The organism is Labrenzia sp. OB1 (genome assembly GCF_001624695.1).
Classification (GTDB): domain Bacteria; phylum Pseudomonadota; class Alphaproteobacteria; order Rhizobiales; family Stappiaceae; genus Roseibium.
On record NZ_JSEP01000002.1, the window covers coordinates 423,732 to 444,598 of the forward strand.

Consider the following 20,867-nt stretch of genomic DNA (forward strand, 5'->3'; position numbering starts at 1 on the left):
AGAAGAACGAGGAAAAGCCTGCTGAGCCATGCTGGAGCACGACCCAAAGGCTTTGACTCAGCCCTCGCCGCCGGGCTGGTGCCTGAAAACACAGTTTGTTGAGCCCGTACCCTATGCAGAGAGTGACCCTTTGTAGGCGTTAGGTCAATTCACGGATGACAGCGCGAGTTTTCCTTGCCCTTGGAAACTTTCAGGCAGCGGGTTTCTCGGCGCGCTGCCTGCCTCAATAGGCATAGTCGCTGAACACACGGGTAACATCGCCGTTCCAGGACCCGTGGTAACGCTGCAGCAGGACATCGGCCGGGCTCATGCCCGAGGCAAGCCCCTCCTCGACCGGCGCCAGATGCACCCGCTCGTCCAGATCACCGTCACTCATCCTGTTTCGGCGTTTCAGGCCTTCCTGGGAGAGTGACAGAACCTGTCTGGCGACATCCAGTACCGTCCCGTCGCGGAAAGGTGTCTGCAACGCCGTCTTGGGAACATCCCGGCGCAGTGCCGCACGCTCTTCGCGGGTCCAGTCCTTCACCAGCTCATAAGCCTGGTCGAGGACCCCCTTGTCATAGAGCAGACCGACCCAAAGTGCGGGCAAGGCACAGATGCGCCGCCAGGGGCCACCGTCGGCACCGCGCATCTCGATATATTTCTTCAACCGGACATCCGGGAACAGGGTCGACAGATGGTTGTTCCAGTCGCCGAGCGTGGGGGTCGCATCCGGCACCCTGCTTTTGAGAGCACCGTTCATGAACTGCCGGAACGTCGTGCCGGTGACGTCGTAATAGGTCTCGCCGCGCTTGACGAAATACATAGGCACATCCATCGCCCATTCCACATAGCGCTCGAAGCCAAAGCCTTCCTCGAAGGCGAAGGGCATGTCGCCGGTCCGGTCCGCGTCGGTGTCGGTCCAGATCTGGGCACGGAAGGACTTGAAGCCGTTCGGTTTGCCGTCGGTAAAAGGCGAATTGGCGAATATGGCGGTTGCGATCGGCTGCAGCGCGAGGCCGACACGCATTTTCGTCACCATGTCGGCTTCGCAGGAGAAGTCGAGATTCACCTGGATGGTGGACGTCCGGTACATCATGTCCAGGCCGAGGGAACCGACCTTGGGCATGTAGTTGGTCATGATGTCATAACGGGATTTCGGCATGCGCGGCATATCGGAGCGCGCCCAGGTGGGCGCCATGCCGATGCCCAGAAAACCGACGCCCATCGGTTCGGCCACCTGACGGACCTGCGCCAGGTGCTGGTTGGCTTCCCGGCAAGTCTCGTGAAGTGTTTCAAGCGGCGCGCCGGAGAGTTCGAACTGGCCACCCGGCTCGATGGAAATGGCACCGCCGCCGCGATCGTCCGAGAGGCCGATGATCTTTCCGGCATCCTCGATCCGTTCCCAACCGATCAGCTTTTCCATTCCGGTCAGGACGGCTTCCACGCCGTTGGGGCCTTCATAGGGGATCGGGCCGAGTTCCTTCAGGCAGAACCCGAACTTTTCGTGTTCGGTGCCAATCCTGAACCGGACTTCCGGCTTCGAGCCCTCATTGAGCGTCGCGGCCAGATCCGCCACAGTTTCAATCGGTGTGGTGTCGACCGTGTCGCGGGCCATGAAACCGTCCTAGTTGCTGAGCGGTGCGTCAGCCGGAGTGTCGTAAGACCCCGCGAACCGCTTGAATCCGGCGCGTCCGCAAAACGAACGCTTTTGAGCTTCGGTGATTTAGGTTTGTTGCGGCCAGAATGCAAGGATGGAATACGAGCGTAGTCCGCGCTCAAGCCATTCCGGCCCCGGGAAAAGCAGCGCGCCAGGCACGCTCTCCGTTCCGGACGGATCGGACAGGGCTCAAAATGTCGCGCCCAGTCGCCTTACTTCCAGTCACCCAGCGTTGCCTGAATGATCGTGAGCGCGGCGACCGCGGCTGTATCGGCTCGCAGAATGCGGGGCCCGAGCGGTATCGGCGTGACGAACTCCAGCGCGCGCAGTTCCGCCCGCTCCTCTTCGGAAAACCCGCCTTCGGGGCCGATCAAAACAGCCAGTGGCTGATCGCCCTTGTCCTTCATCTGGGCCAGGGCAAGAAGAGGATTGTTCGTGCCTTCCGCCTCGTCGCAAAAGAGCAGCCGGCGGCCGGGTTGCGCTTCCTGCCAGACTGCGAGGACATCGCTCAACGGTTGCGGTGCAAGCACGTCGGGAACGCAGAGCACGCCGCATTGTTCGGCGGCCTCGATCACATTGGCCTCCATGCGCTCCAGATTGACCCGGCTTGACTGGGTATGCCGGGTGATGACCGGCTTCAGGCTGCCGGCGCCCATTTCCACGGCCTTTTGAACCATATAGTCGAGACGGGCGTGTTTGAGCGGGGCGAACATATACATCAGGTCATTGGGCGCGGTCTGTTCGCGCACGCGCTCGATGAGTTGCAGCGCGCAATCCCTGCGCCCGTTGCTGGCGATTTTCGCCAGCCATTCGCCGTCACCGCCGTTGAACACCAGAACGTAATCGCCGTCCTTCAGGCGCAGGACATTCATGAGGTAATTGGCCTGGCCACGATCCGCCTCGATCCGGGCACCGTCCGCGAGAATATGCCGTAAGAACAAACGTTGCATTTTGAACTCGTATTTTGCCATGGGTTTCAGGTAGTCGATGGAATGTGAGGGTTTCAAGGCGGAACGCGGTGCGCGCGGCACTGTTCACATTATTCGATTCCCCACGCCATCCCCACCCGAGTTGTTTGCTCCTGTTACCGTTCCGAAGCCGCCTCTTGACCCTCCCCGGCTTTATGGCCAGTTTCGCAAGGTCAGAAGGAATCATCCGTGGACGAAAAACCCTCGAACGCCGCCGAATTCACCGTTTCCGAAATCTCCTTTTCCATCAAGCGCACGATGGAGGACGCCTTCGGCTATGTCCGGGTGCGCGGCGAGCTGGGGCGGATCTCGCGACCCGGGTCCGGGCATATCTATCTGGACCTCAAGGACGACCGGTCGGTGCTCTCCGGCGTGATCTGGCGCGGTGTCGCCTCGAAGCTGAAAATTCAGCCGGAACAGGGACTGGAGGTGATCGCCACGGGCAAGATCACCACCTTCCCCGGCCAATCCAAATACCAGATGGTGATCGAGGCGCTGGAACCGGCCGGCGCGGGAGCTCTGATGGCGCTGCTGGAAGAGCGCAAGAAGAAGCTTGCGGCAGAGGGTCTGTTCGCCGAGGAACGCAAGCGGCCGCTGCCGCCGCTGCCCAGGATCATCGGTGTGGTCACCTCGCCGACCGGCGCTGTCATTCGCGACATTCTGCACCGGATCGATGACCGTTTTCCCCTGCATGTGCTGGTGTGGCCCGTGCGGGTGCAGGGCGAAACCAGCGGCGCGGAAGTCGCCAACGGCATTCGCGGTTTCAATGCGCTCCTGCCCGGCGGCCCGGTCCCGCGTCCGGATCTGCTGATCGTCGCGCGCGGCGGCGGCAGCATCGAGGACCTGTGGGGCTTCAACGAGGAGGCCGTCGTGCGCGCCGCCGCCGAGAGCGAGATCCCGCTGATATCCGCGGTCGGCCACGAGACGGACTGGACACTTCTCGATCTTGCCGCGGATGTGCGCGCGCCGACGCCAACAGGCGCGGCGGAAATCGCCGTGCCGGTCAAGGCCGAGCTGATGGCAATGGTCGACGACCGGTCGCGGCGCCTGAATTCCGGCCTGGTGCGTTTCGTCACCACCCGGCGGACCGAACTGCGCGCCGCGAGCGCGGCCCTGCCCGCCCCGCAGGACCTGCTGGCCCTGCCGCGCCAGAAGTTCGACACCCTTGCAAGCGGCCTCGGGCGGGCGCTGATCGTCAGCACAAGAACACATCGCACCCATCATCAGAATCTCGCGGGACGCCTGTCGCCGGTCCTGCTCTCCCGTCTGACCTCCAAGGCCAGGCAGGATCTTGCCAACCACAGCGAACGCCAGCAACGGGCGCTGCTTGTCGCGGTATCGCAGAAGCGCCAGACCTTCGCTGCGCTGGCGGTCCGGTTGACCCCGGTGCGCCTCGCCCAGCAGACAACGCTAGGCAAGGAACGCCTTACCGGCCTGACGGGCCGGCTGGACCGGGCCTATCTCTCGCGTGTCGGTCAGGAGAAGGCACGGCTGGACGGCCTGCAGAAGCTGCTGAAGTCCCTGTCCTACAAGGACGTTCTTGCGCGCGGCTATGCGGTGGTGCGCGACGACGGCGGACAGCCGGTCCGCTCCGCCGCCGCTGTCGCATCCGGCGCGGCCCTGTCGATCGAGCTTGCGGATGGCAGCATCGATGCGGTCGCCATGAGCGACAGCGCCGCGCCCAAGCCGGCGAAGCCCAAGAAAGGCGGCTCAGCCAAACCGGCACGGACAGATCAGGGTACGCTGTTTTAGGTCTGTGGAGTGAAAACGCCGCTTTCCTTCAGTTTTAACGAACTCCCTAACGTCAAATTTAAGCATCTCACCTAAGGTCACCTTCGTTCGATCATAAAATATCGGTGACGGAGACTATGGTGACAATGCAGCGCAAGGAATTCGGAAGGCGCGGCCTTTCGCAGGAGAACCCGTCTCAGCGGGGGAAACGGCAGTCGCATTATTCATCCGGCCGCATGACGGCGTCCTACGCTCAGGCGGGAGGCGCTCTTGCCCTGGACGATGCAGACAGCTTCTCCCTCTGGACAGCGTTCTCAACCACCCTTGCGCTGTTGTTCAGCTTTCAGGGGCGGATCGGGCGGATGGAATACTGGTCCATCGGCATCGCCCGATGTGTGCTGCTGCTGGCGCTTTTTTTCGCTCTCATCGACACGACCCAGCCCGGACTGGCGGAGATGGACGAGGCCGCTCTCGCCATTGCCCTTTTCACGTCGACTTCCGGCCTGGTGTATACAGCGCTCTTCATCGCCGGGATCGTCAATTACTGGTCGCTGGAAGCTCGGCGCTGCCACGACAGGGATGTTTCCGGCCTGGTGCTGCTCCTCCTGTTCGTACCGATTTTCGGCACTTTCTACGCCCTGTATCTCTTCATCATGAACGGCTTCTTTCCGGGTACACCGGGAACCAACCGGTTCGACACGGCACAGGGTCTGGCGCCGGTCTTCGACTGAGAAGACCGGCCAGTTACCGGACCTGAATTCCAAGAGATTTGTTGTCCCCGCAACAAACGAAAAGCGCCGCCGGAAAAATGTCTCCGGCGGCGCTTTGTTTTTTTCAGGTAACGTTGCGCGGGATCAGCCCATCAGTTGTGGCAGGATGGTGATGATCGACGGGAAGGCAAGCAGGCCGCCGATTGTCAGTACATCCGCCACGAAGAACGGAACGCAACCCCGGAAGACTTCCTGGACCGGGATGTCCGGCCGCACGCCGGAAACCACGAAACAGTTGAGTCCTATCGGCGGCGTTATCAGACAGAGCTCCGCCATCTTGACCACCAGTATCCCGAACCAGATGGCACAGGCCTCGCCCGACATGCCGAAAGCGCTGTCGGCCGCGGAAACGCCTTCACCGCCATTCAGGGCCATGACCGCCGGATAGACCACCGGCAACGTCAGGATCAACATGCCGATCGCATCCATGAACATGCCGAGCACGGCATAGGCCAGGAGAATGCAGATCATGACTATCCATGGCGAGAATTCGAGCGCCACGATGAAGTCCTTGAAGGCTTCCGGCAGCCCGGCGAAGCCCAGAAAGCGCACATAGACCAGCACCCCCCAGATCAGCGTGAAGATCATCACGGTCAGTTTTGCCGTCTCATGCAGCGCCTGGCCGAGCTGTCGGGTCCTCATGCCTTTCGCGAAGGCGACCACCAGAACCACGAAAGCCCCCAGGGAACCGGCTTCGGTGGGCGTTGCCAGTCCGAAGAAGAACGAGCAGAAGATGATCGCCACCACGGCGATGATCGGCAGGGTGCCCGGAACGCTTTCGAAACGCTCTTTCCAGGTGAACCCCTTGACCGCCGGAGCATCGCCGCGCCAACTGGCGACAGCGACGATGATGCCGACATAGACCAGCGCGGAAAACACGCCGGGCAGAAAACCGGCGATCAGCAGCTTGCCAACCGACTGTTCCACCAGGATGGCGTAGATCACCAGAATGGCGGAGGGCGGGATCAGGGAGGCCAGCGTACCGCCCGCAGCGACGACCGCCGACGACAAACGCTTTGAATAGCCGGCCGCCAGCATTTCGGGAATGGCCACGCGGGCAAAGACGGCCGCGGTCGCGACGGAGGCGCCGGACACGGCCGCGAATCCCGCCGTGGAGAAAACCGTGCCGACGGCCATGCCGCCCGGCAGCCAGCCCAGCCAGCGTTTGGCCGCCTCGAAGAGCTGTTTGGTGAACCCGGCGTAGAATGCCAGGAACCCGATCAGAATGAAGGTCGGCAGCACCGACAGGGCATAGGTGACGGATTTGGAATGCGGGATCGTCCCGGCCATCTTGAGCGCAACGAAGAAGCCGCGTTCAAAGCCCATCTTCATCGAGAACAACACGATCAGGCCGACAAGGCCGGTGAAGGCGGCGGCGAAGGCCACACGCACGCCGATCACCACGAGAACAAGCAGGACGCCGGTCATCATGATGCCTACTTCGAACGGCGTCATTTGGCATCTCCTTCGCCGGTTCCTGCGCCGTTTCCGTCATCACTTCCGGCGACGGCATCGGCCCCGAGGGCATCTTCGATTTCGTGTCTGGCGTGGTCTTCCACATTCTCGATCATCGGCACCGCGACAGGGTCCCGGCCGGGATTGGCGACCAGTCGGCCATAGCCGTAGATCTGCATGAGAAGACGGAGAAACAGAAGGCCGAGCGCCGCCGGGATGATCAGCTTGGAGGGCCAGGTCGGCAGGCGTATGTCCATGGTGCTGTCGCCGATGCCCCAGGACCGGTCGAAATGAAACCACGACCCCCAGATCAGCAACGCGACCGTAAACGCGATCAGGATGACGCCGAGCATTTCGCAGACATAGAGTGTGCGCCCGCTCAGCTTGCCGAGCACGATCTCCATACGGATGTGCCCGCCGACACGCTGGCAATAGGCGACGCCCGCGAAAGCGAAGATTGCCATCGCCTGCTCGGTGATGTCGATGAAGCCCGGGACCGGCATGTTGAACAGCAGCCGGCCCACCACCTGGGCAACGGCCAGCAGCATCAGGGCAAGGATCGAAAAGGCCGCGAACAGGTTGAAGGCGTTTTCGACCTGGCCGAGCCAGCCGTCGAAACGGATAAAGGTGACCGGGCGTTCCGACGCGGAACGGCCACCGGGATCAATTGTCATCATGAGTATAAGCCCCGCGCAGGGCTTTCCGGCACCCGTTCAAATGAACGGCGCCGGAAAGCATGAGGTCAATCCGGTTGGACCGGATTATTCGGCGATGGTCTTCTTGACCATGTCGAGCAGTTCCTGGGCGGGCAGCCCGTTGGCGGATTGCTCTTCGATCCAGGCAGCATGGATCGGCCCGGCCTTTTCAGCGAAGGCGGCCAGTTCCTCGTCGGAGAACTCGACCTGCGTAACGCCGCGGCTTTCCAGCTCCGGCCACCACTTGTCATAGACCTTGGCGTAGGTGTCGAGGTAATGCGCGATCGCCGGATCGACCGAAGCGTCCAGCGCGGCCTTCATGTCGTCCGGCAGTTCGTTGTAGGCATCCACATTGACCACCACCGGGCAATGCACGGTGCCGGGGTTGAGGTTCTTGGTCCACCAGTCGGCGACCTCGACCACCTTGAAGGAGAGGTGCGCATGCGGCGCGAAGCCGGCGGCCTGAACAGTGCCTGAATCGATGGACTGATAGGTTTCAGACGCGGTCACGGACGTAGGCACGGCACCAACGGCTTCCATCAGTTTGCCAAGACCGCCCAGCGCGCGCACGCGCATACCGTCGAAGTCAGATATGGATTGCGGCACATCGCCCTTGCCGGCGAAATTATACTGCGGCATCGGCGACGGCATCAGAAGCTTGGCATTCCAGCGTGCGAGATCGGCCTGAACGGCGGGATGATCGTAAAGGGCCTTGGAGACCTTCACTTCGGTTTCCAGATCGGAAACTCCGAGGAAGGGCAGTTCCAGAACCGTCAGGCTCGGGTTCTTGTCGGCATGGTAGGAGGCACAGAATTGCGCCATTTCGAAAGCACCGAAAGAGATCCCGTCCAGATTCTCGCGGGATTTGGACAGCGCGCCGCCGTAATGCAGCTTGATTTCGAATTTGCCGTCGGTCCGGGCGGACACTTCCTCTGCCAGTTTCTCGATATGCTCGGTGAAAGCGCGCCGTTTGCCCCAGAGCGAGACGTTCCAGGTGACGTCCGCTGCAAAGGTTTCGGTGGCGAAAACGACGGATAGAGCAACCGCGGATACGGCGGTCGCCGACTTGAGTGAAAAGAGCATGAAATCCTCCCGAATTATTTTGCTCATTTCCTTGGTCGCTCAGCCTGCACGCTCCCCGCGCCGCAAGCCCGAACCAAGTCGAAGAACCCATAGCATGACCCGTGCCAGTTCCCTTTGACAACACTTCTTTCGCGGAACCTCGCCCGTTCCCGCACCGTCCGGAAACAATACCGCACCGCACCTCGGCAAGATCTTGCTTGCGCATATCCTCCATCGGCAAGATTCCGCCGAAGCCTGCAGCCGACCTCACGTCCAGATTATCGCCTGGCAGATGCTTTCGGTCAGGTCTCCGTCGTGTCCGCAAGGCCGGTCCGCTCCCGGCTCAGGCCCAGGCGGGTCATTTTCTCGTTCAGGGTCCTGCGCGGCAGATTGAGTTCGCCCATGACCTCCTGAATGCGGCCGCCATGCCGGCGCAGGGAACCTTCGATCAGGTTGCGCTCATAGGCATCCATGAGGTCCTTCAAACCGCCTGCCGCGGGAAGTGCACCGGTGTCGTGCCGGCCTGTCACCAGCGCCTCGAGGGGCTGCGGACTGACCGGCGCGTTCAGCACGAACCGTTCGGCCGCGTTGCGCAGTTCACGCACGTTGCCGGGCCAGGCATAGGTCAGCAGAAAAGCCTCGTCGCGGGCACTCGCGGCGGGCGCATCGAGGCCATAACGGGCCGCGAAGCGGTTGACGAAGGTGTCGAACAGAAGCAGGGCATCGCGGCCGCGTTCGCGCAATGGCGGCACCCGTAGCTCGATCGCATTCACCCGGAACAGCAGATCCTCGCGCAGGTGACCCGACCGCACGGCTTCCGCCGGGTCCAGATTGGCGGCGCTGACCAGACGGATATCGACATCCACCGGCTGTGTCCCGCCGATCCGGTCGACCTTCTTCTCCTGCAGGACCCGCAACAGCTTCGGTTGCAGGGGCAAGGGCATGGAAACGATCTCGTCGAGGAACAGCACACCGCCGCCCGCGGCCTCTATCCTGCCGACCCTGCGGCGGTCCGCGCCCGTGAAGGCGCCCGCCTCGTGACCGAACAGTTCGGCTTCCACCATGGCTTCCGGCAGCGCCGCCGCATTGATCGCCATGAACGGTCCGTCCTTGCGCGGACTGAAGTCGTGCAACGCCTGCGCAATGACTTCCTTGCCGGTGCCGGTTTCGCCGACGATCAGCACGGCGGCGTCCGTCGCTGCGAAATGCAGGACCTGACGCCGCAGCGCCTCCATCGCCGAACTGGCTCCGAGCAACCGGCTTTCCAGGCCGGCGCTGTCTGTAAGCTGCATCCTGAGGGCGCGGTTTTCCATCACCAGCATTCGCTTGTCGCAGGCCCGGCGAACCACATCGGCGATATGATCGGGATCGAAAGGCTTTTCGACGAAGTCATAGGCGCCGGCCCGCATGGCCTCGACCGCCATCGGCACGTCGCCGTGGCCGGTGATCAGCACCACCGGCAAATCGGCGTCCAGTTCCACGATCCTCCGCAGCAGCGACATGCCGTCTTCACCGTCAAGCATGACGTCCGTGACCACGCAACCGGTGAAGTCCCGCGACAGGCGGGTCAGGGCCTCATCCGGTGTCGCGACTTCCCGGGTCTCGAACCCGGCCAACCGGATCCATTGCCGGAGCGCCGCCCGCATGGACGGATCATCGTCGACGATCAGGACGGGCACTTTGGCAGGATGATCTGTCATTCAGCGGCTTCGGATTTCAGTTCCGGCAATGGGCCCTGACCTGCAATCCCGGCGGTAAGCGCAGGCAGGCGAAGTTCGAACACCGCTCCTTTAGGCATGTTCGCACGCACTGACAAGCCGCCGCCCAGATCCTCTGCAAGACGGATCGAGATCGCCAGGCCGAGCCCCATGCCATCGGAACTGGCCTTGGTCGAGAAGAACGGATCGAAGATCCGCTCGCGCAGGTCATCCGGGATGCCCGGGCCGTTGTCTGAAATCTTGAGGATCACCTGCCCCTCCAGCCGCGCCGCCGTCAGCGTGACCGTGCCGCCTTGCTCTGCCGCCGCCGCATCCGCACCGTTGCGCAGAAGGTTGACGAGGATCTGTTCAATCCTGAGCGGCGCCGTTTCAACCTCCAGCGGGGAGTCCGGAAGATCGAGCTCAAGCGTGACGCCTGTCTCCTCAAAACGGGGCCGTACGATCTTTTCCGCGACCCGGACACTTTCCCTGAGATCGATTTTCTCGATCCGGCTTTCCCTCGGACGGGCAAAGCGCTTGAGCTCCTGGGTCAGGGAGGCCATGCGCATCTGCAGGGAATCGATCTCATCGAGATTTTCGGCGGCCGTGGCCGTATCGCCCTTTTCAAGGAACTTGCGCGTGCCGGCAACGAACATCCGCAGGGCCGACAACGGCTGGCTGAGTTCATGCACGACCGCCGCGGACATCTCGCCGACGGCGGCCAGCCTGTTCGACCGGGCGAGGCCGCGCTGAGCCTCCAGCAGTTCCCGTTCCACCCGGCGGCGTTCCTGGACCTCGTCCACCAGACGGGTGTTCAATTCCTTCAGGCTTGCCGATTCCTGACGCAGCAAGACGGACGCCTTGCGCAATCGTCGGCCACGCAGCATCAGCACAATGACGGCATAGACGAGGCACAGCGTGATGGCAGCGGCCCAGATGGGCAGGACACTCTTGCGCGCTTCCTCCACCGGCACCAGAAAATGCAGCGTCCAGCCGAGCAGGCCGACTTGCGCGGAATTGTGGCGATAGGCCTTTCCCTCGATGCGCAACTGTTCCATCGACCGGCCGGAGGGATCGCCGACCGGCTCAAGGCTCTGCCCGGCATACTGGCGTGTGGCCTCGATGGCGCTGCGCACATCGCCGGGCAGCGTGTCAAGCGTGCGGTAGCGCCAGTCCGGCTGGCTCGACAGGAAGATCACGCCGTTGCTGTCGGAAGCAAACACGGTTTCCCCGCCTTCCGCCCAGGCCTCTTCCAGCGGTCCCATATCGACCTTGACGACAGCCACGCCCTTCGGCTCGCCGGTGACCGGCGTCGGCCGGGCCAGAAACAGCCCCGGTTCGCCCAATGTGGCGCCGATTGCGAAAAACCGACCCTCCTCGCCTGTGATCGCGGACTTGAAATAAGGCCGGAACCCATAGTTGCGCCCGACCAGAGACAGCTCGTCACGCCAGTTGCTTGCCGCCAGCGTCGTGCCCTCAGCGTTCATCACGTAAAGCAGCCCGGCGCCGGAATTCTCAGCCATTTCCTCAAGGAATCGGTTGGCACTTTCGACCGGCTGGCCGAAACCGAGCGCTGCAGTCGCTCTCGGATCCCGCGCGATCATATAGGGCAGATACCGGTATTTCTGGTACTCGCCCAGAATGGTCTGACGGTACAGCGTCAGACGTTCGGCCGCCTTGCGGTCAATGCTGTCCTCGTCCAGCTCCAGAAAAAGCTGAACCAGCACAAAGGCGGCGGCCACGAACACCAGGGGCGGCAGCGCCAGATAAAACCAGCGTTTCGACATGACTCCATATTGCGCATTTTTTTGGTTCCCGCCACCCGAACGCGAATTGCCGTTGATACGGGTCAAGGATCATGGGTTGCGTGTCGTCTAGAATTTTGACAAGGCTGGTCGATATCGGTGTTTCCAGCCGTAGGAGAGATAAATGCCTATCAAAGATATTTTGACCGTCTTGGATCTTGCCGGCGACCAGCCGGCCGCCAAATACGCCTTGGAATTCGGCCGCACACACGATGCTCATGTCACGGGGCTGGCTGTGTCGTTCGAACCTGTGGTCCCTGCATTCGCGGCGGCGCCGATGCCTGTCGATTATCTGCAGGCCGCGCACGAGCAGGCTTTGGCCGCAGCAAAGGAATCCAGGAAGCAGTTTGACGAACTCGCCAGACTGGCCGGAACGAAAAACGAAAGCCGTATGGCGGAAATCCTGACGGGCGGCCCGCTGGAAAACGTCCTTGCCCATTGCCGTCCGACCGATCTGGTGGTCATCGGTCAGGCCAATCCGGACATTCCGGAGCCGATGCGCGAGCTGCTGATCGAAACCATCCTGTTCGAAAGCGGCGTGCCGGTTCTGATCGTGCCTTATATCGGCAGCGAGGCATATCAGCCGAAAAAGGTTCTGGTCGGTTGGGACGGCAGTTCCACTGCAACCCGCGCCATTCACGCCGCCCTGCCGGTACTGGAGAAGGCGGACGACATCACCGTGCTGGTAATCGAGAAAAAGGCAACGCCGGAAAACGGCCAGCCGGGTGCCGATGTGGCCAATTATCTCGCCCGCCACAACATGAATGTCACGATCGAGGTCGTTACAAACCCCCAGACCGGTGTTGCGGACGCTGTTCTGAACCACGTTTCAGACAACGGCAACGACCTGGTGGTGATGGGCGGCTACGGGCACAGCCGGATGAGGGAATTCCTCTTCGGCGGTGCCACACGGGAGATCCTGGAAGCCATGACGGTTCCGGTTCTGATGGCGCATTAGAACAGCTCCATCAAAGGGTCCGATATTTGGAGCATGTGCTCTGGAAAAATTCTCGCCTTCCAAAGACCCGCGGGACCGGGGCAATCCGGGTCTGCGGGTCTTTTGTCTCCAAGTTGCCCTGAAACTTGACTACGTTTGGTGTCGTCTCCGGCTTTTTCGAAAGGACCGCCGCCGTGACCATCCGCAACATCGAAGGCTTTTTCGCGCCGCGTTCCATTGCCGTCCTTGGTCCGTACCGGCATCCCGGCGTATTGACGGACAAGCTGGTCGATTGCCTCCGGGACCTTGAGACCGGGCATGGCGTGACGCTGGTGGGGTTCGATCAGGACGTCCCGTTCGAGGGCATGAAAGCCGAAAGGCTGGACGACCTGGAGGCGATGCCGGACCTGGCAATTTATCTGGCCGCAGCCGAAGCTCTGCCGGAGACGATCGGACAGCTCGGCGCAGGCGGCACCCGTGCGGTCCTCATTCCCTCGCCGGGCTTTGAAAGCTGGCCCGAGGACCTGATGCAGGCCTGCCGGGTCGCGGCCAGAAAATTCAATCTTCGCATGATCGGCCCCGGCAGTCTCGGACTGGCGGTCCCAGCAAGCGGGTTGAATGCGCTGTTGAGCGCCGAACGGCCGGTAAAGGGGGATATAGCCTTCTTCTCCAGATCGGGAGCCGTGCTCAATGCAACGCTCTCCTGGGCGAACACCCACAACGCCGGTTTCTCCGCCGTCGTCTCCCTCGGCGCCCGCATGGACGTGGATGTCGGTGACCTGATCGACTATTTCGCGCAGGACTACCGGACCCGATCGATCATGCTCCATGTGGAAGGCATCGCCTTTCCCGGGAAATTCATTTCAGCCGCGCGGGCGGCGGCGCGCAGCAAACCCGTGATCGTCATCCGTTCCGGCAAAAGCCGCGACACCGGCGGAACCGGCCTGACCCATGCCGGCCGTCTCGCCGGGACCGACATGGTCTATGAAGCGGTCTTCCGCAGAACCGGCCTGCTTCGGGTGAACGATCTTGATGAAATGTTCGAAGCCCTGCAGACGCTCTCCAATGTGCGCGTTCCGCGCTGTGAGACCCTTGCGGTGATCGCCAGCGGCCGCTGCCTCGCGAGCCTTGCCATCGACCGGCTCATCGATTTCGGTGGACATTTCGCCGACCTCGGCCCCGAAACGCGCGAGGCGCTTGCCGGTCTGAGCCGCAGCTATGCCGACCTCGACGTGACCCCGGCGGCGGGTGGAACCGTCGTGTTGCGCGAGAATGTTTCCCCGCAAGACATCACCACCGCTGTCACGACCGTCCTGAAGGATCCGGCGGTCGACGGGGCGCTCGTGCTGCAGGCCGCCAGCGCCTTCCAGTCCCTGTCCGCCATCGCCGGAGCGATCACCGAGGCCACCGCAATCGAGCGTAAACGCACCGGCCGGCGCAAGGCTCTGGTTGCCGGCCTCATCGGCGCGGACGAAGGGCTCAGGTCGCAATTGTCTGAAATCAAGATCCCCTGTTACGCCAGTCCCGCAGAAGCGGCCCGCAGCCTCATGCATCTGGCCCATGATGCCAAGGCCCGCAAATTCCTGATGGCGGCACCGCCAAGCCTGCCGACAACTTTCACGCCGGATGTCGCCCGCGCCCGCGGCATCGTGGACAAGGCACTTGCCGAAGACCGCAGCTGGCTCAGCCCGCCGGAGGTCTGCGCCGTACTTGAAGCCTATGAACTGCCCATCATCGAAACGGCCATGGCGACCACCGCGGAGGAGGCCGCCACCCTTTCGCAGCCCTTTTTCGCGACCGCGAGACATTGCGTCGCCAAGCTGATTTCGCCGGACCTGCCGTTCAAGTCCCGCATCGACGGTGTCCGGCTCGGACTGGAGAGCCCCGCTGCCGTCAGGGACGCCGCGAACGAACTGATCACCAGGACCCGCAAGGATTACCCGCAGGCCCGGATCGCGGGAATTTCCGTCCATCCGATGCTGGAAGACCGGCACGGGCTGGAGCTATACATGGGGCTCGCGGAAACGCCGGAATTCGGACCCGTGATCGTTTTCGGACAGGGTGGAACGTCCATCGAGGAGAGCCGCGACATTGCCCTGGAACTGCCGCCGCTTGATCTGAACCTCGCCGAAGCGCAGATCGACCGCACGCAGATCGCGCGGCTGCTGAGCGGCGGCCCTGCCCGCCCGGAGCTGGACAAGGCAGCTCTTTCCCAGGCTCTGGTCAAGCTCTCGCAGATCACCATCGACATCCCGGAAATTCTGGAACTGGACATCAACCCGATGGTCTCGCTCCCCGCCGGACTGATCGCCCTCGACGCCCGCATGACCCTGTGCCACCCGGAAAAGCGCCCCGGGCGCACCGGCGGCTCCCGCCTGGCAATCGCGCCCTATCCGCAGGAATGGGAACAGAAACAGACGCTGAAGGACGGAAGCGATATTTTCATACGGCCGGTACGGCCGGAAGACGAGGATATGTTCAAGGCTTTTTTCGAAGCCGTCACGCCGGAGGATCTGCGCCTGCGTTTCTTCGCGCCGGTTCGAGACTTCAGCCATCGTTTCCTCGCCCAACTGACCCAGCTCGATTATGCCAGGTCTATCGCCTTCGCGGCTCTCGACCCAAATGACGGAACCCTGCTCGGTGTGGTGCGCCTGCACGCAGACCCCGATCATCAGACCGGCGAATATGCGATCATGGTGCGATCCGACCTCAAGGGTGTGGGGCTTGGATGGATGCTGATGAAACTTATCATCCGCTATGCAAAGGCCGACGGCATTGAAACGATCAAGGGGGAAGTCCTGAAGGACAACACCCAGATGATCTCCATGTGCCGAAACCTGGGCTTCAACGTCGGCACCTCGCCCGGCGATCCCGGCATCGCCCTGGTCACCCTGCCGGTCGCGGACCTGCCGGAAGACGTCTGAACCTACGCCTTCAAGGACATGCGACGGGCTTGCGGATCAGCTTCGCGCCGGAGTCCGTAAGGCTGGGCGACGGACCTCAGTTTCGTTGTTCCGCCGCTGCGCGGATTTCGGACAGGGATGCCGACGGGGTGAGCGCTTCGGGATCCAGCTTCAGATGCAGGATTGCCGGAAGCCCAGCGGCACGGGCGCGCTCGAACGCAGGACCGAACGCATCCGTCGTCTCAACCGTTTCACCGAAAGCACCGTAGCTACGGGCGAGCGCGGCGAAGTCCGGGTTCACCAGCCGTGTCGCTGATGGGCGTCCCGGATAATTGCGTTCCTGATGCATGCGGATGGTGCCGTACATACCGTTGTCGATGGCCAGTACAATGATGTTCGCGCCTTCCTGGCAAGCGGTGCCGAATTCCTGCAGGGTCATCTGCAGGCAGCCGTCACCGGCGAAACAGACAACTTCCCGATCGGGAAACGCCAGTTTGGCTGCAACAGCAGCCGGCAGTCCGTAACCCATCGATCCAGAAGTCGGCGCGGCCTGCGTGCCGAAGCGGCGGAAACGGTGGAACCGGTGCAGCCAGGTGGCGTAATTGCCCGCGCCGTTGGTGCAGATCGCATCCTCGCCGAGATTGTTCTCAAGCCAGTCCATGACGCCCGCCATCTGCAGAGTGCCGGGGGTTTCCGGACGGGCGCCGGACCAGTCCAGGTAGTCCTGATGAGCCCTGGCGGCCTCGCCCGCACCCTTGATCTCGTTCGGGGGCTGCAGTCCTTCCGCGGCCTTGCAGAACGCGGTCGCACTGGCGTGGATCGCCATTGCGGGACGGTAGACGCGGCCCAGTTCTTCGGCATCGGCGTGAACATGCACGAGTTGCTGCGCCGGAGCCGGGATGTCAAAAAGCGAATAGGACTGGCTCGGCATTTCGGACAGCCGTCCGCCGACCAGCAGAACAAGGTCGGATGCCTTTATCCGCGCCAACAGTTTCGGGTTGATGCCGATGCCGACATCGCCGGCATAATTGCCATGCAGATTGTCGAACAGCATCTGGCGGCGGAAGGAGCAGGCGACGGGCAGATCGAAGCGCTCGGCAAACCTTGTGAAGGCGGCAACGGCGTCTTCCGACCAGCGGCTGCCACCCAGGATCGCGATCGGACGTTCCGCCGCCCAGAGCCGCTTCTGCAGATCGGCCATCTGCGTCAGGCCGGGATGGGTTTCCACCTGGCTCCAGGCCTGCGGCTGGGGAGCTGCTGCCATTTCCGTCAGCATGTCTTCCGGCAAGGCCAGCACGACCGGTCCCGGACGGCCGGAGGTGGCCACGTGATAGGCGCGGGAAATGAATTCGGGAACGCGGGCCGCATGATCGATCTCGGCGACCCATTTGGCGATACCGCCGAACATCTGCCGGTAGTCGATTTCCTGAAAGGCTTCCCGCTCGCGCATGCTGCGATCGATCTGCCCGACGAAGAGGATCATCGGTGTGGAATCCTGGGCGGCGACATGTACGCCGGCGGAGGCATTGGTCGCCCCCGGTCCACGTGTGACCATGCAGATGCCCGGTTTGCCCGTCAGCTTGCCGTGGGCATCGGCCATCATCGCCGCGCCGCCTTCCTGACGGCACACGGTGACCGGGATGGACGCATCGTAAAGCGCGTCGAGGACTGCCAGATAACTCTCTCCCGGCACGCAGAACACCCGTTCCGCGCCGTGAAGCTCTAGCGCTTCCACCAACAATTCACCGCCGGTCTTCTGATCCATGTCCCGCTTCCTGATCGAAAAATTCACTGATCATTCTATAGCGTATGGAAGACCGGCCTGTCAGAGCCCAAAACCAGATTAATTGGAAATGACTTCATTCCCGCTTGGAAGGAAGCTGAAGTGGCACGCGGCACTACTGCGGCGGGTGCCGCGAGAAGTCCGCGGCCGAACAACCTGTCTGCCCTCAGGATGAAACCCCGTCAAGACAGGTTCACCGGCCTCCACGGGGAAACGCTCAGACAGGCTGGACGGTCACCACCTGGAATGTGTGCAGGTCACCGTCCTCATCCTTGATCGAGACATATTCACCGGGATTGAAGGCATGCGCGCCGAAGCGGTAACCGGCTTCGTCGTCATCATCGCCATCGATGTCGTAATGAAAGGCCCAGGAGCCGCCCGGGCGGTGAATCAGATGGCCGATTTCCTCTTCCTCGCCGCCCCAGAACCGGCGTACGCGGCAATGATCGCGCTCTTTTTTCCAGAGCGCGGCATCGATATGGCCGGTTTCATCCAGCGGAGCGGCAAACTCGTAGCCATGGCGAGCCGAGCCTTGCGGAAATTCTTTCGTTCTGGCCAGGTTCAGCCTGATCTTTTTCAAAGCCGGATGGTCGCCCATGGTTTCTTCCTTTGCTGACATTTCAGAGTATATGTGCCACATCGCCCTGATGTCACATTGAGAAGGATCAAACCGGCACGGACGCTCATGAGGCACAGTCTTGCCGGCATCAGCAAAAGGACAAATCATGGCTCCGGCCCGTTCCCAGGACGACGTCCTGAAATTCCTGGAAACCCTGCCTTCGGACGATCCGGGATGTGACAGCGTCAAGCGGATCGACACTCACGCCAACATTGTTTTCCTGACCGGCGGCAAGGCCTACAAGGTCAAGCGTGAGGTCAGGTTTCCCTTTCTGGACTACTCCACTCTGGCCTTGCGCGAAGAAGCCTGCCGGGCGGAAATCACCTGCAACAGGGACAATGCCCCGCAAATCTACCTGCGGGCCTTGCCGGTAACGCTCGAAGCCGACGGCCGGCTGGCGCTGGACGGTGCGGGAGATCCGGTGGAGTGGGCCGTCGAGATGAACCGCTTCGACCGAAGTAACGAACTGGACATCATGGCGGAACGCGCGCCATTTTCCGACGATCTGTCCGACAGCCTCGCAGAAATGATGGTGAGCGCCCATGAAGCGGCGCCTTTGCGCGGCGGCGCCGGGTTCCATGACGAACTCGCCACCTATATCGAGCAGAACGAGGCGGCGTTTCACGAATTTCCCGAATTGTTCGCGAGCGAGGACGTACGCCACCTGGGCGACACGTCTCGGTCTGTCCTCACTTCGCTCCGTGAGCTGATTTTGAAACGGGGCGAACAGGGACTGGTGCGGCGATGTCATGGCGATGCGCATCTGCGCAATATTGTCCAGATCGATGGCAAGCCGGTCCTGTTCGACGCGGTCGAATTCTCCGACGCCATCGCCACCGGCGACGTACTCTACGATCTGGCCTTCCTGCTGATGGATCTGTGGGAGCGCGGCCAGCGACGCGCCGCGAACCGGGTTTTCAACCGCTACCTGGACAAGTCCCGGCTGGACGAACACCCGGACGGACTGGCGGCCCTGCCCTTCTACCTGATGATGCGCGCGGCGATCCGCTCCAAAATCGCGGCCAGTGCCGCCCTCAACCAGAAGGCCCCTGACCAGAGAGATGCCCAGCAGCAGCAGGCGCGCACCTATTTCAAATACGCGCTTTCCTTCCTGGATCCCTCCGAGCCGCATCTGGTTGCCATCGGCGGGCTGTCCGGCACCGGCAAAACCACTCTGGCCTACAGTCTTGCACCCGGGATCGGCCACGCTCCCGGCGCAAGGGTTCTGCGTACGGATGTGACGCGCAAACGGCTGCTGAATATTCCCGAGACCGGGCAGGCGCCGGCGGAAGCCTACACACAGGAGGCGAGCGACCGGGTTTATCAGACCCTCGACGAAACGATCCGGGCGGTGCTGGCGGCAGGTCATTCTGCCATCTTCGATGCGGTATTCGCCGCGCAGGACGAGCGGTCGCGGATAGAGGCGATCGCCCGGCATGTGGAAGCCGGCTTCACCGGACTGTGGCTGACCGCGCCGGGCACAACGCTCAAGGCGCGGGTTTCCGGACGCGTGGGCGACGCCTCGGATGCCACCACGGATGTCGTCGACAAACAGCTCGGCTACGACTTGGGCCAGATGACATGGGCTGAAATCGACGCGGGCGGCAGCATGGACAACACCACGCAGCTTGCGGGTGCCTCACTCGGTTTGAAAGACTGGAGCACGTCGCGTTGAATTGATTTCAGAAAACCTTTTAAACGCGACAGGCGCTAAAGCCCTGCCGCTCTCAGCCCGGCGGCAGCCGACGCGGCGGCGAAGACGGCGATATATTCCTTGCGCAACCGCACCTGGACCGCGGCCGCCACGATAAGACAGAGGCCGACGGCAAGACCGCCTTGAAGCACGATAGGCAACACCGTGGAAACGATGATTGCTCCGGGCAGGGATTCCAGCCCCCTGCGCACCCTCGGCGTGATTGGCAGACGGCCCATGACCCAGTAGCCGCCCGCCCTCAGCGCATAGGTGAACATGGCCATGCAGACCACGGCCAGAACAAACATCCTGTCGGCGGAGAATGCGGCGTCAGTCATCGAGATACGCCCCTGCGAACGCGCCTGCGATCGCGCCGGTGAAGATGCTCCAGTAGCCACCGACCAGGTACCAGGTCAGAGCTGCGACGGCGCCTGCGGCCAGCCAGCTCACGGTCTGGCGCTTGCCCTTCCAGAGCGGGATCAGAAGCGCGGCAAAAAAGGCCGGCAGGATCACATCCAGCCCGAAGGCCTTGGGATCGGCAATCAGGCTGCCGGCAAAATATCCAGGGATGACCGCGAGCGACCACACCGACCAGACGATCAATCCGCTGCCGAGGTAGATACCCCAGTCCCGCTCCCCCTTGCCATATTCGGACAGCGCCAGAAGCCAGTTGAGATCGGTGAGAAGGTACAAGGCCGGGTAGGACTGATAGGCGGGAACCCTGCCGAGCCACGGCCGCAGGCTTGCACCAATCAGAAGCATGCGCATATTGACGGCGCCGGTGACGCCGACCATTGCAACAAGTGAGCCCCAGGTGAGCGGATCGCCGTAGACTTCCATGGCGACGAACTGGCTGGCGCCGGCGAAGACCAGCGAATTGATCAAGAGCGTTTCGAGGAATGTCAGCCCCTTTTGCGCCGCCACAGTGCCGAACACGGCGCCGAGCGCGATGATGCCGGGAAAGACCGGAACACACATCATAGCACCGCGCACGCAGCCCTTGAGGCTGAGGGTGACATCTTTCTCAGGCATAGTTGTCCATGAATTGAGAAGACCGCAGCAGAGCGGCGGCGAGATCCGGCATTATCTCCCGAAACCCCGCTCCGGACC

General features: G+C 62.3%; 16 protein-coding genes. 5 read left to right on the plus strand and 11 right to left on the minus strand.

Annotated features, from left to right (window positions below):
* Nucleotides 1–223: 223 nt before the first annotated feature.
* Both OA90_RS04215 and OA90_RS04220 read right to left on the minus strand, forming a co-directional pair.
* The gene (locus tag OA90_RS04215; protein ID WP_068407558.1) at nucleotides 224–1,597 is read right to left on the minus strand and encodes a glutamate--cysteine ligase; all 1,374 of its coding nucleotides are present in this window, start codon (nucleotides 1,595–1,597) and stop codon (nucleotides 224–226) included.
* A gap of 254 nt (nucleotides 1,598–1,851) precedes the next feature.
* Nucleotides 1,852–2,610 (minus strand): 16S rRNA (uracil(1498)-N(3))-methyltransferase, encoded by a 759-nt coding sequence (locus tag OA90_RS04220; protein ID WP_068407561.1) that lies wholly within the window; start codon nucleotides 2,608–2,610, stop codon nucleotides 1,852–1,854.
* A 186-nt stretch (nucleotides 2,611–2,796) separates the two neighbouring features.
* Here OA90_RS04220 and xseA point away from each other — a divergent pair, with 186 nt between their 5' ends.
* Both xseA and OA90_RS04230 read left to right on the plus strand, forming a co-directional pair.
* Nucleotides 2,797–4,359: an exodeoxyribonuclease VII large subunit gene (gene xseA, locus OA90_RS04225; protein WP_068407565.1), complete on the plus strand. Its 1,563-nt coding sequence runs from the start codon at nucleotides 2,797–2,799 to the stop codon at nucleotides 4,357–4,359.
* A gap of 125 nt (nucleotides 4,360–4,484) precedes the next feature.
* Entirely contained in the window at nucleotides 4,485–5,069 is a 585-nt protein-coding gene (locus OA90_RS04230; RefSeq protein ID WP_199823602.1) for a DUF805 domain-containing protein, read from the plus strand.
* Between the two features lie 123 nt (nucleotides 5,070–5,192).
* Here the strand turns inward: OA90_RS04230 and OA90_RS04235 are convergent, their stop codons facing one another.
* The 5 genes from OA90_RS04235 to OA90_RS04255 form a co-directional block, all read right to left on the minus strand.
* Nucleotides 5,193–6,563: a TRAP transporter large permease gene (locus tag OA90_RS04235; protein WP_068407571.1), complete on the minus strand. Its 1,371-nt coding sequence runs from the start codon at nucleotides 6,561–6,563 to the stop codon at nucleotides 5,193–5,195.
* A complete protein-coding gene (locus OA90_RS04240) occupies nucleotides 6,560–7,240 on the minus strand; it encodes a TRAP transporter small permease (protein ID WP_068407574.1) in 681 nt (226 codons plus the stop codon). The genes OA90_RS04235 and OA90_RS04240 overlap by 4 nt, the downstream gene beginning before the upstream one ends.
* Before the next feature lie 84 nt (nucleotides 7,241–7,324).
* Nucleotides 7,325–8,341, minus strand: coding sequence for a C4-dicarboxylate TRAP transporter substrate-binding protein (locus OA90_RS04245; RefSeq protein WP_068407578.1), 1,017 nt, complete (start codon nucleotides 8,339–8,341; stop codon nucleotides 7,325–7,327).
* 281 nt (nucleotides 8,342–8,622) lie between these two features.
* On the minus strand, nucleotides 8,623–10,020 hold the full coding sequence (locus OA90_RS04250) for a sigma-54 dependent transcriptional regulator (protein ID WP_068407581.1): 1,398 nt from the start codon (nucleotides 10,018–10,020) through the stop codon (nucleotides 8,623–8,625).
* Nucleotides 10,017–11,804: an ATP-binding protein gene (locus OA90_RS04255; RefSeq protein ID WP_068407923.1), complete on the minus strand. Its 1,788-nt coding sequence runs from the start codon at nucleotides 11,802–11,804 to the stop codon at nucleotides 10,017–10,019. The genes OA90_RS04250 and OA90_RS04255 overlap by 4 nt, the downstream gene beginning before the upstream one ends.
* A 142-nt stretch (nucleotides 11,805–11,946) precedes the next feature.
* Between OA90_RS04255 and OA90_RS04260 the strand changes: the two genes are divergently transcribed.
* Together OA90_RS04260 and OA90_RS04265 are read left to right on the plus strand one after the other, a co-directional pair.
* Nucleotides 11,947–12,780 carry a universal stress protein gene (locus OA90_RS04260; RefSeq protein ID WP_068407585.1) on the plus strand — a complete coding sequence of 278 codons (834 nt, stop codon included), beginning with the start codon at nucleotides 11,947–11,949 and terminating at the stop codon, nucleotides 12,778–12,780.
* A gap of 173 nt (nucleotides 12,781–12,953) precedes the next feature.
* On the plus strand, nucleotides 12,954–15,683 hold the full coding sequence (locus tag OA90_RS04265) for a GNAT family N-acetyltransferase (protein ID WP_068407928.1): 2,730 nt from the start codon (nucleotides 12,954–12,956) through the stop codon (nucleotides 15,681–15,683).
* A 76-nt stretch (nucleotides 15,684–15,759) separates the two neighbouring features.
* Here the strand turns inward: OA90_RS04265 and OA90_RS04270 are convergent, their stop codons facing one another.
* Both OA90_RS04270 and OA90_RS04275 read right to left on the minus strand, forming a co-directional pair.
* Complete coding sequence (locus OA90_RS04270) at nucleotides 15,760–17,427, minus strand: thiamine pyrophosphate-binding protein (protein ID WP_068407588.1); 1,668 nt, start codon at nucleotides 17,425–17,427, stop codon at nucleotides 15,760–15,762.
* 235 nt (nucleotides 17,428–17,662) lie between these two features.
* A complete protein-coding gene (locus tag OA90_RS04275) occupies nucleotides 17,663–18,043 on the minus strand; it encodes a hypothetical protein (protein WP_082836827.1) in 381 nt (126 codons plus the stop codon).
* 127 nt (nucleotides 18,044–18,170) lie between these two features.
* Here OA90_RS04275 and OA90_RS04280 point away from each other — a divergent pair, with 127 nt between their 5' ends.
* Nucleotides 18,171–19,739, plus strand: coding sequence for a bifunctional aminoglycoside phosphotransferase/ATP-binding protein (locus tag OA90_RS04280; RefSeq protein ID WP_068407593.1), 1,569 nt, complete (start codon nucleotides 18,171–18,173; stop codon nucleotides 19,737–19,739).
* 35 nt (nucleotides 19,740–19,774) lie between these two features.
* Here OA90_RS04280 and OA90_RS04285 read toward each other — a convergent pair whose 3' ends face one another.
* Both OA90_RS04285 and OA90_RS04290 read right to left on the minus strand, forming a co-directional pair.
* Complete coding sequence (locus OA90_RS04285) at nucleotides 19,775–20,095, minus strand: AzlD domain-containing protein (RefSeq protein WP_068407596.1); 321 nt, start codon at nucleotides 20,093–20,095, stop codon at nucleotides 19,775–19,777.
* Nucleotides 20,088–20,789 (minus strand): AzlC family ABC transporter permease, encoded by a 702-nt coding sequence (locus tag OA90_RS04290; RefSeq protein WP_068407598.1) that lies wholly within the window; start codon nucleotides 20,787–20,789, stop codon nucleotides 20,088–20,090. The genes OA90_RS04285 and OA90_RS04290 overlap by 8 nt, the downstream gene beginning before the upstream one ends.
* Nucleotides 20,790–20,867 lie beyond the last annotated feature (78 nt).